Source organism: Mesorhizobium sp. B2-3-5, assembly GCF_006442395.1.
Classification (GTDB): Bacteria; Pseudomonadota; Alphaproteobacteria; order Rhizobiales; family Rhizobiaceae; genus Mesorhizobium.
In genome coordinates this window covers 40761-56078 of sequence record NZ_VFVX01000016.1, presented here as the reverse complement: position 1 = coordinate 56078, position 15318 = coordinate 40761, and the positions used below count along the sequence as shown (strand labels likewise).

The following is a 15318-nucleotide window of genomic DNA, read 5'->3' as shown; positions in this document are numbered from 1 at the left end:
TGCCGTGGACGGGGCTTGTCGGTTCGCCGCCACGCCATCGAGGCGCCTATCGAAAATCCACCGATAACCGTCTTGTCCGGCATGGAGCCTTAGCGGGTTTTCAGGTCGTCGAAGACATTGGAAATTGGAATGGAGGAAGATATGCCTAAGGATTCAAAATATGCCTGTAAAGGCTATCCACAGTATGAAGTTACTCTAACTTTCAAGAAGATTGAACCAAACTTGATCGGTCTACGTCGTGAACTATCTTGGTTTATCAAAGAGGCTCTTGAATGTTGGGGAGAACAGAGGAATCCTGATGATTGGCTCTTTGATAGTCTAGAAGAAGTTGTCGTCAAGAAGATAGAGAGGATTAAATAACATGGCATAGCACTGTCCCATCTGGAGTTCTGCGGAGCTCTTGAAACCGTGAAAATAGACGAAGACGCCCCTCACATCGCCGTCGTTCGGCAGCTCGATCCTGTAGTCGCCGCCGTCGACCATGCAGGCCGTGCTGCCGCCGCGGCTCGCGGGGGCGAAGCTACAGGGCGCAACGCCCAGGCATAGCGAAGCCATGATCCGGCGCAGCAGCATGTTTCGATATCCCTCCGAACCGGTGTGCTGTCGAAGGCCCAAAGGCTTTCCCGCATACCGGCAATTTCCCTCCCATTCAAATTGACGAGAGAAGCAGCATGATCGAAGGCCCGGAAAAAAACCGCGTGACGAGAGTCGCAGACACTGTCTCGGCGACCCTTCATGCCCATGGCGTCCGTTATGCCTTCGGCATGCCAGGCGGTGAAGTGGTCACCCTGATCGATGGGCTGCTGACAGCCGGAATTTCCTTCCATCTCGCCCGCCACGAAACGGCTGCCGCCATCATGGCGGCCGGCGCAAACGCGATTTCGAGGAACCCGGAAGTGCTGGTGACGACCGTGGGGCCAGGGCTTGCCAATGCCGTCAACGGTATCGCCGATGCGGCGCAGGAGCACGTCCCTCTGATCGTCATATCCGGCATTGTCGATCGGGCCACGCGTGCACGCTACACCCACCAGGTCATCGATCATGCCGAGCTCCTGCGGCCGCTCGTCAAAGCTTCGTTCGAGGTCGAACCTGAGAGCGCGGCCTCTACTGTTGCCCGTGCCATCGCGCTTGCGACCGCCGAGCCGATGGGACCGGTGCACCTCGATCTGTCACCGACGGTCGCGGCGACGGCATGTCCCAGCCCCCGCATCGTCTCGCCCCCCATGCTCATCAAGGTCAAAACCTCGATCGCCGATCCGGCCATCGCCACTCTTAAAAGGCGGATCAACCGCGCCGAGCGGCCATTGATCATCGCCGGTCTGGAAGCGACCCGTGACGATGCCGCCAACGGTTTGCGACAGCTTGCCGAGACGATCGGCGCACCGGTAATCACGACTTACAAGGCAAAGGGGGCCGTGCCGGAAGACCATGCACTGTCGCTAGGAGGCGCCGGCCTCTCCCCACTGGCCGACGGCGTCCTTCTGCAACTCGTCGAGCGCTCTGACCTGGTGCTTGCAGTCGGCTATGATCCGATCGAGATGCGTCTCGGCTGGCTGGACTTCTGCAGCGGCGGAAAAAAGCTGATCGAGATCACAGCGGCCGCCCCCGATCACGCCATGCATCATGCTGGCCTTCGAATGATCGCCGAGCTTGGCCCTTTCCTCAAGGCTCTCTCCGGCGCCCTTGCGGCGCGGAGAACCTGGAAGGACGAAGAGCCGGCGGACGCAAAACGGAGGCTGCGAAAACTGTTCGCCACGCGGGCACCCTGGGGTCCCCATGCCATCATTGACGCGCTCGGATCGCATGCAGCAGACGATGCGGTGGTCACTGTCGACAGCGGCGCCCACCGCATTTTGCTGTCGCAGAAATGGGTCGCGAAACGTCCGTCAACGCTCCTCCAGTCTGCTGGATTTTGCACGATGGCGGCCGCCCTGCCGCTTGCGATCGGCGCCAAGGTTGCCGATCCCCGCCGTCGCGTCTTCGCAATCATGGGCGACGGCGGTCTTGAAATGGGGATCGGGGAGCTCGCGGCGCTACGCGATCTCGACCTGCCGCTGACGATCGTCGTGTTTCAGGACCAAAGCCTGGCTCTTATCGCACTAAAGCAGGCTTCGGCCGGTCTTGCGGCGGCCGGGGTCGCGCTCGGTCAGACTGATTTTGCCGCTGTTGCCAAAGGTTTCGGTGGACACGGCGTCAACGTGGAGAGGATCGATGATTTCCGCAACGAGCTCGAGGCTGCGCGAGAGCGGCCAGGGTTCACCCTCGTCTGCTGCAGGTTTGATGCCCGTGCTTACGAAAACGCCTTCTGATCTGGTCGTCATCGAGAATGCGGCACCACGGGTAAAGCGCGAGCGCGATCCGCGGCTCGATTTCTTCCGCGGCGTCGGCATGCTGATCATCCTGATCGCGCATATCCCCGACGATGCGTGGGCGCTTTGGATTCCTGCACGGTTCGGCTTTTCGGACGCCACCGAGACTTTCGTCTTCCAGTCGGGAATGGCGTCGGCCATCGCCTTCGGCTCGACCTTCGATCGTGCTGGCCCGATTGCGCTACTGGCGTGCGTTGTGCAACGCATCTGGCAGATCTACTGGGCTCATATCGCCGTCTTCGTGGTGATCGCGTCCCTTATGGTGGTGGCCGGCAACACACCCTACGGCAATAGCTATGTCGACAGTCTCAACCTGGTTCCGTTCATGCGGGATCCGGGCAATTTGCTCGTCGGCTTGCTGACGCTACGCTACGTGCCGAATTATTTCGACATCCTGCCGATGTACATGGTCATGCTCGCCCTGATGCCGATCATGATCTTCGCGAGCCGCCTTCACATCGTGGTCCCGCTTTTGCTGATGGCACTTCTATGGATCGGTGCGCAGATCGGCTATCCTATGCTTTCGGCGGAACCATGGTCGGACCGTCCCTGGTTCTTCGACCCCTTCGGTTGGCAGCTCATCTTCTATACTGGTTTCTTCTTGATGCGCGGCAGCCTGCCGGCGCCCGTTTACGACCGCCGCGTCATGGCACTTGCGGTGGCGATCGTCATCGTCACGGTGCCGTTTGCATGGGTGCAGTTCCAGGAGGTGTATCCGTTCTTCAAGCATGCCGCCGAGAGCATTCTCTTCCTCACCGACAAGACCAAATTCGGAGCATTGCGCTTCATTCACTTCATGGCGCTCTGCTATGTCGCGGTCCACCTTGTCGGGGAAAAGGGATCGCTGTTGCGCGGTCCGTTTGTCAGGGTCCTGACAGTCGTGGGTCAGCAGTCGCTGGCTGCCTTCATCACCGGCATGGTTGTCGCACAGGCGATCGGCATCGTTCTCGACCGGACAGGACGCACGCTCGCCACTGAGGCCGCCGCAAACCTTTTCGGTTTCGGCATCCTCGTCGCGACCGCCTATTGCGTCCGCTGGTTCAGAAGCTCGCCCTGGAAATCGTGAGGTGAAAATGTCACCGATCAAAAGCCTGCCAGCCCAGGCATCGAATCTAGGTTAACGCGGTAATCTGCCAAGGATGGTGTCGAGGTAGTCGGTGCTCCCAACTGGCCCTTTTTGCGCCTGAGCTTGATGGAGGCTTGTCGTTGACAGTGGGACGAGGTCGAGGGCGAAGGTCACGTCGAGCGTCCAGCGGAGAGCTTTCTCGACCATCCAGTGGCCGGGCACGTCCATTGCAGCCTGCTGAGCACTCATAGCAGCCGAAGAGATGAAGTATTGGGTGTCGGAGCGGCAGCGATCCTTCAGGTCGGTGCGGGCACACAGGCGCACAATGGTAGAGGCGCCGAACTTCTCGAAGAACGAGGGATTACAGGGCGGTCGGCCGCGGGAGGAGGATGTTGGCAAAAATTGCGACCAAATACCGGGTGTCGCTCGTTCCGGAACATGACCTGTGTGAACGCAATCTTTGATCCGGCACGCGTGGCCCCGCTCAACGTCTGCCGTTGCGAGGAGACTATTCGTCGGGGAAGCTCCATCAGCCCCCTCAGGCGCACCGTGAATGCCGCGCCCGAGCGTTCGCTGCGGAACGCTATGTCATTGTTTCACACTGCCCACCGCTGACGCACGCCCGTCCTGGAGCTTCACCCAACGTGTGGGATCTCCCGCCGACTGCCGCTTCAGATAGGTGTACTCCGTCTCAGACCAGAGGAGGACGCTGTCACGCAGTTCGTCGAGAATGAAATCGCCCCGGTCCGTCCTAACGGCGAGCACAGCGTGGCCCTCGCCGCTCGGCAGCAACACAACAGTCATCAGCAGGTCGGATGGTGAGAATCCAGACTCGATCAGAAGCTTCCGCTTCAGCAATGCATAATCCTCGCAGTCGCCCGCGGACTGGGGATACGTCCAATGTTCCTCGACGCCATATAACTGTTCGTCCGTTTCCGGGGTAATCGTCGAGTTCACCTGATGATTGATCGTGAGCAACTCGTTCCAGCGGTCCTTCGTAAGGATGAGCGGCCCGGCGTCGCCAGCAGGGTTGGTGCAGTCTGCCGGGTTTGTCTTGCAGAATTCATAGGCGCCGATCGGCGTGCTTGTAATTCCCGTGGCCGTCATGGTTGCCGGACCTGCATGAGCAACTCCCCATGCAGCAGCCCAGAGTACGCTTGCTGCGAGGGTCATCACGCTGCTCGATGTCATATTGGTCTCCTGTTCTGTTGGAGGGAAAGGAGAGCGACGGGGCGGCGCAGCCTCGACGGCTCCCGGCGAGTGCGCGGATCGGCGATTTTGAAACTCAGGTGCTGGATCCACCTTAAGGCAGGCTTAAGCGGCAAGGCTGACCATGACGCGTCCCGAAGATTTCGGCGGTAGCGGATGCGTTGATTTCGACAATCAATTGACGGCAAAGCGCCGAACCGGGAGAAACTGCACGGCAGAACCAGTGAAGTGGTCGGCTGCAGGTCCCGTGTCGTTCAAATGGAAGCCCTGCGCGAGGACCAGAGCGGGCTTGGCACTGAGCCGATCATTGGCGGGTGCGAATGCGAACCGTTCGGCTGGCTCCCGCGAGATGTCGATTTGCCGGGGCCAGGCGAATGCCGCGCCCGGATCGTGAAGCGCCTCGACGCCAGTTGCACGGCGACGCGAGGATCGGGTTTCCTGAGCCGCATAACGAGCCGATTTGCGAAGGCCCGTCAGTTGACCGCTGCCGGGTTCCAGCGCGATTTCAGCAGGCATCTTCGCGAAATTCGGCCGCGGCGTCGGAACGGCCGCAACAACGACGTTCTCTTCGGCCATCGGTCGCGGCAGCGGAATCGGTGGCGTGGGCTGTTGGGGCTGGGCGGCCAATGGATCGCTCCCGCCCACAGCCGGAGGCATATTCCGCGCGGTTGCATCATTGAAACCCGCCGACAGTTCGGGACGCTCGGTCGGAAGAGGGACTGTTGCGATTTGAATCGACGGTTCTGCAGCGACGGTGGCCGGAACTTGCCCGTTGTAAGCCAAGAAGTTTGGACTTTTTGTCGCCGCTTGCGAGGCCGATATCTCCCGCCGTGCCGAGACCGGCCCAGGCTCAACGGAGGCGGTCTCAAGCGTCGAGACCGATCGAGGCGATGGCGTCGGCTGCGGGACCCTCGCGATATCTCCGGCTGCCTCGAAACCGTCCGACGATGGAGCTGGGGTGGAGCGCGAGGCGACATTGGTGTTCGGCTCGGCTGTCGCCCCTTCCGAAGGAACGACGGTTGCGGCGGCAATTGTCTTGGCAGGCCGTTTTGCAACCGTGTCGGGGTCGCTCTTGCCACCGCCAAACAGTGACGCAAACAGATTTGCCGCGGGCCGTCCGCGGGTCGCGCCGACAGCTGGTTCTCCCGACTTCAACCGCTGTTGGTATGATGCAAGCGCCTCTTCATAGCCGGGAAGTGGTTTGCCGTCGCTCGGAATATAGACCGTTTTTCCGTCTCTGAAGGCCGACGCCAATTCCCGGCGGCTCATTCTGGGCCACATGCGAGCATCACCGACGTCGAGGTGCACGAAAGGAGACCCGGACCGCGGATAATAACCGACGCCGCCCATTTGCATCTTCAGACCTGCCTCACGCAACTTCTCGAGCGGGACCCCTGGAATGTAGAAGTCGATCGCCTTGCCAAGCATGTGCTGGCTGTGTTCCGCAACACCGGATGAGGCCGATCGACTGCGCAACATAGAGTTCGTCTCGGGTGCCCGGAACCCGCCAAGAACGTTGATGTACTCCTTTGCATTGGTCGCGCGGTAAACCTCCCACAGGAGGTCGAGAAGCCGGGGGCTGATAGTGGTGGTCTGGTTGCGCCGCCAGTCTCGTAAGAAGCGGTTGATCTTGCGCAAGCCGGCACGGTCGTATTTTCCGTCCCGCTTGAAGATGATCTCCATCTTCTCGCCGGTATGAAGATGATAGAGCTTGAGCGCACGTGTTTCTGCTGATGCCTGCGATGCGAGGCCGAAAAAACTGGCTGCGATGATGATGCCAGCGACGGTGGCAATCACGCTCGGGAACCTCGCTCGCCAACCCGACATCCGCCGTTTGTCATGCATCATGCAGGTCACCCACGCCAAAGGCAGTGGAGGGCCGGCGGTCGGAAGGCCGTCGGGCATCATCCGGCGCAGCGTCGGCCGATGCCTCAGTCATTATTTCCCGAAGGCGCGACTCTTCGTGAGCTGTGAGGGATTCCACCCGTCCGAAGGCGGCGCGCCGTGAAGCGCCCCAGAGCCAGAGGCCAGCTGCGAAAGGGAGCAGAAAGGGCGTGCCCCACAGCAGCAGTGTCTCGCCGCTAAGACGAGGCTTTAGCAGAACAAACTGGCCATACCTCGAGACAAGGTACTGCAGCACCTGCTCGTCGCTATCACCTTGGCTCAGTCGGTCGCGGACCAGCAGACGCAGGTCCCGCGCGATGTCGGCGTCGGAATCGTCGATCGATTGGCTTTGGCAAACCAAACAACGCAATCCAGCTGAGAGCATTCGCGCACGTTCCTCGAGCTTCGGGTCGGTGAGCCTCTCGCCGGGGTTGGCCGCGAATGTTGGGCCCACAAGGCCCATGAACAATGCCATGAAGATCACCAATTGCTTCATCGCGCGGCCGTTCTCCTGTTCCGGACTTCAATCGTCACAACGCGACCCCCGAACGGCGCTCGTTGCCGCTCCTTGGAAGCCGTCTGGACCAAAGACACACACGGTAAACCGCGGCATGGATCTCCATCGGAGCGTCAAGCGTTGACGCGGCAATCATCGAGAATTCCTCCAGATACTCCCGCACGCATGCGGTTTCGGCGAGAGATTTCTTCGCAGGCTTAAGGCAGCCTTAAGCCGGCCGGATATTCCCGAAGGCAAGGTACGATCTCGAGCGATAGTCATAGAATTCCGCGACTATCTGACCGCGCTCGATTGTTGGAACTCGCCCGAATACGCTAAGGCGAAAGCGTTGCGGCAAAATGTTTCTCTAACGGACCTCGTGCTCGTCGAAGGCTATGATGGGCCGCAGCCTAACGAGAGCTGAAGGTCGTCAGGACCCGCGACGCGTTCCTCTTGAGGGGCGCATCGTTTTGGTTCGGCAAGATACCGCCTCCATCGAGATCGATCCGCCATCGACACACTCAACCGGGAAGTTCACAGGGTCACGGCTTTGACCGGCACCCAGCACGTAAAGCAAAGGCAGATAATGATCCGGGGTCGGAATGAAGAGCGCCGCAGGCGCGGGGGGCCGTGACTTCTCCACGCACAATCCCGCTTGGCGGCCCGCGACCCGAGCCGCCGGTTAGGAAATCGAAAAAGTCGGTTACTCCGCCAGCCGAAGACGATAGGCTGATATAGAATCACATACTGCAGCCAAGGATGCCGACGAGATGATTGAGGTTTTCGCCCGACGCAACGCGAGTAACGCCATGCCGGTGATGTGGACTCTCGGTGAGCTTGAAATCCCTCACATTCGGCATGATTTGGGCGGCTCCTTCGGTGGAACGAAAGAACCGGGCTATTTGGCGATGAACCCAAATGGGCAAATTCCTACAATAAAAGATGGTGATTTCGTCCTTTGGGAATCTAACGCCATCGTCCGGTACCTATGCAGATGTTATGACCGAGCCGGTCTGCTGCTTCCTGCTACTGAACGCGGCTACTCGCTCGCCGATCAATGGATGGATTGGTACAAGACGACGCTTTATCTTCCCTACATTGATCTGTTTTGGGAAATTGTCAGGACGGAACCAAGCCGCCGCTCCCCGGGTATTGCTAACTTTCGGAAAGCTACGGAAGAAGGTCTGGCAATCCTTGATCACCAACTAAGCAAGGCCGGCTATGTCGTTGGTGACGCGCTCACGATGGCGGATATTCCATTCGGCACACTGGCTTTTCGCTACCTCAATCTTGAGATTGATCGCCCATCGTTCCCGCACATCGAAGCATGGCATTCACGTCTGCTTGAGCGGCCGGCGTTTCAGAAGCATGTGGCATTTCCGTTCGGCCGCAATCCTGGCGAATGGGAGCGATTGGAACGAGAGGGCAAATGACGCCAGGCACTCACCGCTCACTGCCTATCCTTCAGCGCCGCATTTCCACCTTTCTGTGTTCTTTGCGAAAGCCAGAGATCGACCACTTCAAGACCTGTGTTTAGTCCTCGGTGGTGGGTTACAACCTCGCCCTCTTTGCCCGCCTCAGATCAACCGGTTATCAGGCCACGCTCCGGCGGCGCGCCGGCGAGTGGCCGGCCGATGGCCCACGCCCGCATAACCGCAAACCAGCCCTCTCTGCGGCGATGCGCAGGCTTCGCGCCAACACGCGCCGCAAAGGAACAGGGTTGAGCAGGCAAAGGAGGCCCGTAAGGTTTGGAAAAACGGGCGTTCATGGACGGGCACTACGAGCGGAAAGTGACAACGGAGTAAACCTCTGTCGTCATGCACCAGGGGCGGAACGTCGGTACGGCACCGCTTGCGCACTACCGGGCACCGAGTATGAAAGCGGCAACCAGAGGGTGAATTGATCGGGCTGCGGATTTCGCCGCGCAGAACGATCCTGCTTTGCCGGCGAGCCGGGTCGATGACTGCTCGGACCGAGAGAAGGGCAGCGGTATAGCGATGTCGGGGGGCGCCGGAAGAGGTCGGTCGTGCCGGATTTTCAACGATCTGTCCAAGATACATCACCGCCGGTGCGTTCCGTAACTCGGCGGATCGGTCACGCTGACGATCACATAAGTCAGCCCATATTCCTTCTTCAGATCAAGCATAAGGTTCAGAAGTTCGCCCCGAATGACAAATCCAGACGGGCAGTTGGTTCATCTGCTATGATCAACTCTCGTAGTCACGGCCCCATAACGCGCCATCTCCTCTTCCTCGTCCTGCCGGTTCGAAGTTCCACAGATGTATTGGCAAACCGGGCGATTGGGCGCACTGATGGACCAATGCCGAAGGATCGCGCGAAAATCTGGCGGAGCAGCGCTCTGGGTGACACTCTGTTCCTCAAGGCGGAGTATCACGAGCTGCGCTTCGACCCGCACTTTCACGATGAGTTCGCCATCGGCGTCATCGACGGCGGCTGTCAGGCGTTCGCCTATGACAATGGCCGCCGCCTCGACTTTCCGATGGGCTCGGTCGCCTTGATCTCCCCAGGCATCGTCCATACCGGTTGGCCAGGGGTGGAAGAAGGCTGGCGCTACCGGATGCTCTATCCGTCCGCTGGCCTTGTGAGGACCGCCGCCACCGACATCTTCGGGGCCGGCGAAACGCCAAGCTTTCACCGGCCGGGTGTCGTCGACGCTGCTTTGGCCCATGCCCTCTCGCGGCTGCACGAGCTCAGCGCTCGATCCGATACCGATCCCTTGCATCTGGAAAGCCTTTTTCTTCAGGTTGTCCGCCACGCGTTTGAGCATCACGCCGGCCGGCGCAGCGGCCCAGAGATGCGCTGCGATCGACAGTCGGTTGCCCCGATGCGGGACCTGTTGGAGACTGAGTTCCAAGGCCCGGTTGCTCTGGCCGCCCTTGCCAATGTCGTCGGCCTGTCCCGGTTTCAAGCTCTGCGGCACTTCAAGGCCGTCTATGGACTGCCGCCCCATGCCTACTTGCGCCAGGTCCGAGTTCGACGCGCTCAACAGCTGATTTTAGGCGGCGAAGGGCTGGCGGCGGCGGCGGCGACCGTTGGATTTGCCGACCAGGCCCACATGACCCGCATCTTTCGGCAGATCGTCGGCTACACACCGGGCACCCTCTCCCGCGCCTGAAAAAACCGCGCCCTTGCAATAGCGTTCAAGACCGGCCGCAAAGGTTCCGGTATCTTTGGGCCAGAAATTGGAGCACGCCCATGATCGACCTTCGCAGCGACACCTGTAGCCGCCCGACCCCGGAGATGCGGCAAGCCATGGCCAATGCGGAGGTTGGCGATGATGTCTACGGCGACGACCCTACCGTCAAGGCGCTGGAACGCGCCGTGGCCGATCTCCTCGGCAAGGAGGATGCGGTTTATATGCCAACCGGCACCATGACCAACCAGGTCGCCATACGGGCCCACACGCAGCCAGGCGACGCGGTGCTATTCGACCAAAAACGCCCATGTTTACGTCCTGGAAGGCGGCGCCCCGGCTGCATTCTCCGGTGTCCTGCCACGCCTTCTTCCCGGCGTGCGAGGCATCTTCACGGCTGCCGACCTCGATGCGGCCATCGGCGTTTCCCATCCATTCTTTCCCGCGTACGTCCTGGCTCCGGTGCGCCTGCTGTGCCTGGAGAACACCCATAACATCGGCGGCGGCTCCATCTGGCCCCTGGAAGCAATCCAGGCGGTCGCGGCGGCCGGCCGCCGGCATCAGTTGATGCTGCACCTCGACGGCGCGCGCCTGTGGCATGCCACTGCGGCGACCGGCATTTCCGAGGCCGATTACTCCGAACCGTTCGATACGATCAGCGTCTGCTTATCAAAGGCGCTTGGCGCGCCTGTCGGTTCCTGCCTGGCGGGAACGAAGGACTTCATCACCCGGGCTCGTCGTTTCAAGCAGCAGTTCGGTGGCGGCTTCCGTCAGGCCGGAATTATCCCGGCCGGCGCGCTCCACGCGCTGCGGAACCATCGCTCGCGGCTGGGCGACACCCACGCGCTGGCGAGCCGCTTTGCCCAGGGCCTGGCACAGATCGACGGCGTCGACATCGATCCGAGGACGGTGGAGACCAACATTGTCCGCTACCGGCTGACCAAGGTCGGCGCCGGCCGTTTCGTCGATGAAGCCCACCGTCGCGGCCTATGGATGCTACCCTCGGGTGCCGATGCCGTGCGGGCGGTCTTCTATCTCGACATCGCCCTGGGCGATGTCGATGACGCTCTGAAGATCATCGCTGCCACGCTGCGCTCGCTTCCCCAGCAGGACGATTCGATGAGCCAGAAGCCTTCGAATACCGCGAGCAATGCCAGCTATTGAGGCCGCTCGGTCCGTGAGTCTTTTCGCGACCTTACATCCGCAAAGTAGGAGAACGACAATGCCGACTTACGTTTTTTCCACCGCCAAGGATTTGACGGCCGAGCAACGGGCGAAGCTTGTCGAAAGCGTCACGTCCATCCATCACGCCGAAGCAAAGGCCCCTCGGTTTCTCGTTCAGGTGATATTTTACAAAGTCGAGACCGGATCACTTTTCAGAGGCGGTGAAGCGGCGTCAGTCGATGATATCTGGGTACGGGCCGACATTCGATCCGGACGTACCAAAGAGCAAAAGGCCAACATCCTTCATCGGATCATGCGGGAAACGAGCGATATCCTGCAAATCTCCCGAGAGAGCGTATGGGTCTATATTTCGGATATCCCGGCTGAAAATATTGCGGAGTTGGGTGCAATCCTGCCGCAACCCGGTGGCGAAGAAAAATGGCTCGAAACCTTGCCTGGCGCCCTGCGCGAGAAACTTTTGTCGGCCTCCTGATCGCGTTGCCCGCCAGGCCCCGGACCGCCACTGGCATGTTCAACCACTCAACACCAGCGTTCCGCTGTGGGGGCTTATGGGCCAAAAGCCCTATGTCCGCTTTGTTCTTTGGCGCGTTTCTGACCTTCAGCATGCCCGAATAGCCAGCCGCTCTCACAAGCCCAGCCCCCCGCTTTCTGCCGAAGCTCCATTCGATGCCGCCGTTGTCACGAGCGAGCCCCGTGATGTGCTGTCCGATTAGGCTTTTCGAGTGGTGCGAGTGCACGAGCTGGAAGCCGGCTCCGTCGTCGACCATGGCGAAGCGGCCAGAGGCGAGGTTGACGGCACCGGCATGCCGGCCGCTGATATATTCGCCCGGCTTGGCTTGAATGAAGCTGAGCCCTTGCTCGGCCGCCGTCCTACGGCCGACGCGGGCGACCTCGGCCTGCTCAAGGCGCTAAAACAGGTCGCGCGGGGCTCGCGACCGCGCCATCGGACAGCCGGGTGGCGTAGCCCATGTCGACGGGGCTTTGTCGGCGCCGATCCATCGCCTCCTGCACCTCTCGGCCGAACCCGACCTGTGCAAGCGGCACCCAATTTGCCGAGGCCAGCTGGCGGTCGAGCCGTCACAATGATCCCCGGTTCCCCTCATGGCTGCGCAGGGCGCATGCACGATATGAACAAGCTGAAGAAACTGTGGAAGCTCGACGAGGGAGCTCCCGCGTCGATGAAGGCCTTTTGGGCGTTCGACAAGGCCGTTTTTCAAGATGGCGCGATCTCTGAACTCAACAAGCAGTTGATTGCGGTGGCGGTCGCGCTCACGACTCAGTGCCCCTATTGTATGGAGTTGCACACTGCGGCCGCGCGGAAGGCCGGGGCTACGGACCCACAGTTGGCTGAAGCAGCGACTGTGGCCGCTGCAATACGAGCGGGTGGCGCCATCACGCACGCGACGCATTTGTTCCCGAGCTAAGGCTGCCGGTTGTCCTCTTGCCGAAGGCGGTCCGATACACGTCGGGCCGCCTAATTGTATCTCGCGCTGATAATCAGACGCCAGCTCACATCGCGCGTGCCTGACGACCTGTTTGGATGATAGCGCCACGCGTCAACAACCTCCGGGCCGCCCTCACCCAATTCGCTCCGGGCAGGAACCGCGCAACACAACAACGCTTCTCCCGCAGGGGGATAAGTCGGTTGGATATCGTAAGTGACCTCGCCGGCCGCCACGGGCATTCGGCATTCGCCACACGAGCCAGAGCGACAGTTGAAATCCGGCGCAAGGCCAACGCGCTCTGCGAGATCCAAGAGTGTGCCCGACCCGGGCTCCCGAACGGCCTCGATTTGCGACTTCTCGAAGCGCACCTTACGCCTAAATGAAGTGGCGGACGAACCCGGCATCGATCGACGAAGGGCCGGTCCAAAGGCTTCCGCAAAAATCTGTTGATTTGGCACACCAAGGCACCGTAGCCCGTCGACATGTCCTGCATGAACCTGACAGGACCGCACGGATAGAAGTCGCAGTTCACTGAGGGCAAGCGGCAATGAAATGAATTCGCACCGCACTAACGGTTCGCCGAACTCAAGCGGCTCCGACGTCGCGCGACCGGCCCGGTAAGAGGCAACCAGGTGCTGCCGCCTCGCACACCGACAAGCCCGCTTGGAAGGGACAGGCTGGTGAACGGCATCGCGAAGGCCTTTTGGATCACGTCAGAGGTGTCCATCGATTTTGGCTCCTGTCACGCGGATTTGTTCTTGACCAGCCGCCTTTCCGATGGGTCTCCTTGCGTTGGCCGCGTGCCTGCACGATCGCCATCCGTCGACTTTGCCTGGGTCCCTCCGAACAGGACGCCGTGCATCACGTCGAACACACGCACACCAACCTCTCTCGGCTTCGGCGTGAGCCAAGGTGCGGCACACAGCGTGGTGGAGGAGTCGGACATCCCCCGTTGCCAGCGGTCGTTCATGGCGCTTCGGCTGAATTCGTAGTCTTTCGACGCGCCTTGCGGCTCCGGCGGACGATAGATGAGCTGGACGATGTCCATCACGGTAACGCAGCCGAACGCAAGAAGCCGCTGAGCCTGTTCCGTTCTGGCGATTTCCGGCGGCAGGATTTTGTGCAACTCGTTGATTGCGTGGCGGACTTCATGTTTTTGCTGGAAGACATCCGTGTTGACCCGCGTCCGACTGGAATAGCGAATATCCTTCTCCCGCTCGTTGACTTCCTCGAGATTCCCCGGAAGCGGGCCGGAGCCCCGAAACAGGTCGACCTGAAAGGTCAGGCGGCTGCGGCGCGGATAGTAGTCCAGCACGTATTGGAGCGGCGTATTCGAGACCAGCCCGCCGTCCCAGTAATGCTCGCCGTCGATCTCGATTGGAGGAAAGCCGGGCGGCAATGCGCCACTCGCCATCACATGCTCGGGTCGGATGGAGATTTCCGCACTGTCGAAATAGGCAAAACGACCCGTACGTACATTCACCGCCCCGACGCTCAGGCGCGTCTCTTCAGGATGATTGATGCGATCGAAATCAACCAGTCGCTCCAGCGTGCATTTGAGTGCACGGGTGCTGTAGTAGCTGATGGGCTTCTCCGGTGAAAACCAATCCAGGAGGGCGTGCGGAGCAAAAAAGCCGGGCTGACCGAATAGCAGAGCGGAAAACGCGCTCGTATTTTGTTGCCACGTGGCCAACGGCCCGGTCAGGCCGGCGGGCCACCACGCTGTCGGTGCGGTGATTTCCTCCCAAAACCTGCGCAGACGCGCAACGCGGTTCTCCGGCGCATTGCCGGCGATGATCGCGGCGTTGATTGCGCCAATCGAGATCCCCGCCACCCAATCGGGAAGATAGTCGAAGGAGGCCAGCGCTTCGTAGACGCCGGCCTGATAGCTGCCAAGCGCACCACCTCCCTGCAGGACGAGGGCAACTTTCTGGTCGAAAGATGCTGGTCGAGACAGTGATTTACGACGGGTCATCATGTGTGCAATCCTCTATGAATCGGTTGTCGCCTTTGTAAAGTGGCGGCAGTAGCAACGTCGTCCGAACAGCATCCGCGGGGCAGTCACCTGCCTGGCGGGGAACATGAGCCGGCTCCTCACCCGACATCCTCAGCACGACGGGGTCGACCGGAGCGGCGATGCCTTCAATCGATCGGCCGGGCAATTTCTCCACCTTGCCCTGCGGTCTGTAGCCCTGCGCGATCGCGAGCTCACAGGTCCGTTGCCTCACAAGCGCTTTCACATCTTCCTGCCTGGTGGGCTTCTCGAGCTTGTCGGCCAGGTTCACCGCTTTGCCGACGACGGTATGTTCGAGTCGTATCTCGTGGCCGATCTCACTCAACACCACCTCGCCGGCAGCTCTCGTCATGCCCACCGCAAGAACGGGAAGCCGGGATCCGAGCCGCTCCCTTGCGGCAACAATGAGCGCTTCCATGGCCCGACACAGGTCCGCCGCATAGGTTGCCCTCGGCATGGCGCCGAAGCCCCGCAAGGATGCCGTCGACGTGATGTT

The 15318-nt window shown here is 60.6% G+C and carries 12 protein-coding genes and 3 pseudogenes; 8 read left to right on the top strand and 7 right to left on the bottom strand.

From position 1 onward, the window contains the following. Window positions 1–318: 318 nt before the first annotated feature. A complete protein-coding gene (locus tag FJ958_RS32045) occupies window positions 319–573 on the bottom strand; it encodes a hypothetical protein (RefSeq protein WP_246679646.1) in 255 nt (84 codons plus the stop codon). Between the two features lie 98 nt (window positions 574–671). On the opposite strand from FJ958_RS32045, the gene FJ958_RS18885 reads away from it, so the two are divergent. Together FJ958_RS18885 and FJ958_RS18880 are read left to right on the top strand one after the other, a co-directional pair. After that, entirely contained in the window at window positions 672–2309 is a 1638-nt protein-coding gene (locus FJ958_RS18885) for a thiamine pyrophosphate-binding protein (RefSeq protein WP_140744699.1), read from the top strand. Beyond that, window positions 2281–3435 carry an OpgC domain-containing protein gene (locus FJ958_RS18880; RefSeq protein ID WP_140744698.1) on the top strand — a complete coding sequence of 385 codons (1155 nt, stop codon included), beginning with the start codon at window positions 2281–2283 and terminating at the stop codon, window positions 3433–3435. The genes FJ958_RS18885 and FJ958_RS18880 overlap by 29 nt, the downstream gene beginning before the upstream one ends. 588 nt (window positions 3436–4023) lie before the next feature. Here the strand turns inward: FJ958_RS18880 and FJ958_RS18875 are convergent. From FJ958_RS18875 to FJ958_RS18865, 3 genes and pseudogenes are all read right to left on the bottom strand, one after another. Then, on the bottom strand, window positions 4024–4626 hold the full coding sequence (locus tag FJ958_RS18875) for a transglutaminase-like cysteine peptidase (RefSeq protein ID WP_140744697.1): 603 nt from the start codon (window positions 4624–4626) through the stop codon (window positions 4024–4026). A gap of 192 nt (window positions 4627–4818) precedes the next feature. Next, on the bottom strand, window positions 4819–6492 hold the full coding sequence (locus FJ958_RS18870; protein ID WP_181176434.1) for a DUF882 domain-containing protein: 1674 nt from the start codon (window positions 6490–6492) through the stop codon (window positions 4819–4821). Window positions 6493–6574: 82 nt separating this feature from the next. Continuing rightward, window positions 6575–7024, bottom strand: a pseudogene (locus tag FJ958_RS18865) (cytochrome c-type biogenesis protein); the annotation flags it as partial. Window positions 7025–7196: 172 nt separating this feature from the next. On the opposite strand from FJ958_RS18865, the gene FJ958_RS32430 reads away from it, so the two are divergent. The 5 genes and pseudogenes from FJ958_RS32430 to FJ958_RS18830 all read left to right on the top strand — a co-directional run bounded on the left by FJ958_RS32430 (window position 7197) and on the right by FJ958_RS18830 (window position 11835). Beyond that, window positions 7197–7448 (top strand): DUF1330 domain-containing protein, encoded by a 252-nt coding sequence (locus tag FJ958_RS32430; RefSeq protein WP_140744753.1) that lies wholly within the window; start codon window positions 7197–7199, stop codon window positions 7446–7448. Window positions 7449–7794: 346 nt separating this feature from the next. After that, window positions 7795–8457 carry a glutathione S-transferase family protein gene (locus FJ958_RS18850; RefSeq protein ID WP_140744694.1) on the top strand — a complete coding sequence of 221 codons (663 nt, stop codon included), beginning with the start codon at window positions 7795–7797 and terminating at the stop codon, window positions 8455–8457. 887 nt (window positions 8458–9344) lie between these two features. Beyond that, complete coding sequence (locus FJ958_RS18840) at window positions 9345–10160, top strand: AraC family transcriptional regulator (RefSeq protein WP_181176433.1); 816 nt, start codon at window positions 9345–9347, stop codon at window positions 10158–10160. Window positions 10161–10484: 324 nt separating this feature from the next. Beyond that, a pseudogene (locus tag FJ958_RS18835) lies at window positions 10485–11342 on the top strand (beta-eliminating lyase-related protein); the annotation flags it as partial. 58 nt (window positions 11343–11400) lie between these two features. Beyond that, window positions 11401–11835 (top strand): tautomerase family protein, encoded by a 435-nt coding sequence (locus FJ958_RS18830; RefSeq protein WP_181176432.1) that lies wholly within the window; start codon window positions 11401–11403, stop codon window positions 11833–11835. 223 nt (window positions 11836–12058) lie between these two features. Here the strand turns inward: FJ958_RS18830 and FJ958_RS32035 are convergent. Next, window positions 12059–12211 (bottom strand): annotated as a pseudogene (locus tag FJ958_RS32035) (DUF3363 domain-containing protein); the annotation flags it as partial. 279 nt (window positions 12212–12490) lie between these two features. Between FJ958_RS32035 and FJ958_RS18820 the strand changes: the two are divergent. Next, window positions 12491–12787: a carboxymuconolactone decarboxylase family protein gene (locus FJ958_RS18820; protein WP_348642208.1), complete on the top strand. Its 297-nt coding sequence runs from the start codon at window positions 12491–12493 to the stop codon at window positions 12785–12787. 763 nt (window positions 12788–13550) lie between these two features. On the opposite strand, the gene FJ958_RS18810 is transcribed toward FJ958_RS18820, so the two are convergent. Further along, entirely contained in the window at window positions 13551–14786 is a 1236-nt protein-coding gene (locus FJ958_RS18810; RefSeq protein WP_140744688.1) for a patatin-like phospholipase family protein, read from the bottom strand. Further along, on the bottom strand, window positions 14770–15240 hold the full coding sequence (locus FJ958_RS18805; protein ID WP_140744687.1) for a hypothetical protein: 471 nt from the start codon (window positions 15238–15240) through the stop codon (window positions 14770–14772). Before FJ958_RS18805 ends, FJ958_RS18810 begins: the two co-directional genes overlap by 17 nt. Window positions 15241–15318 lie beyond the last annotated feature (78 nt).

Excerpts from the sequence above, each read along its gene's own strand:
- FJ958_RS32045 (WP_246679646.1), bottom strand. The coding sequence starts at position 573 with ATGCTGCTGCGCCGGATCATGGCTTCGCTATGCCTGGGCGTTGCGCCC.
- FJ958_RS18885 (WP_140744699.1), top strand. The coding sequence starts at position 672 with ATGATCGAAGGCCCGGAAAAAAACCGCGTGACGAGAGTCGCAGACACT.
- FJ958_RS18880 (WP_140744698.1), top strand. The coding sequence starts at position 2,281 with ATGCCCGTGCTTACGAAAACGCCTTCTGATCTGGTCGTCATCGAGAAT.
- FJ958_RS18875 (WP_140744697.1), bottom strand. The coding sequence starts at position 4,626 with ATGACATCGAGCAGCGTGATGACCCTCGCAGCAAGCGTACTCTGGGCT.
- FJ958_RS18870 (WP_181176434.1), bottom strand. The coding sequence starts at position 6,492 with ATGATGCATGACAAACGGCGGATGTCGGGTTGGCGAGCGAGGTTCCCG.
- FJ958_RS18850 (WP_140744694.1), top strand. The coding sequence starts at position 7,795 with ATGATTGAGGTTTTCGCCCGACGCAACGCGAGTAACGCCATGCCGGTG.
- FJ958_RS18840 (WP_181176433.1), top strand. The coding sequence starts at position 9,345 with ATGCCGAAGGATCGCGCGAAAATCTGGCGGAGCAGCGCTCTGGGTGAC.
- FJ958_RS18830 (WP_181176432.1), top strand. The coding sequence starts at position 11,401 with ATGCCGACTTACGTTTTTTCCACCGCCAAGGATTTGACGGCCGAGCAA.
- FJ958_RS18820 (WP_348642208.1), top strand. The coding sequence starts at position 12,491 with ATGAACAAGCTGAAGAAACTGTGGAAGCTCGACGAGGGAGCTCCCGCG.
- FJ958_RS18810 (WP_140744688.1), bottom strand. The coding sequence starts at position 14,786 with ATGATGACCCGTCGTAAATCACTGTCTCGACCAGCATCTTTCGACCAG.
- FJ958_RS18805 (WP_140744687.1), bottom strand. The coding sequence starts at position 15,240 with ATGGAAGCGCTCATTGTTGCCGCAAGGGAGCGGCTCGGATCCCGGCTT.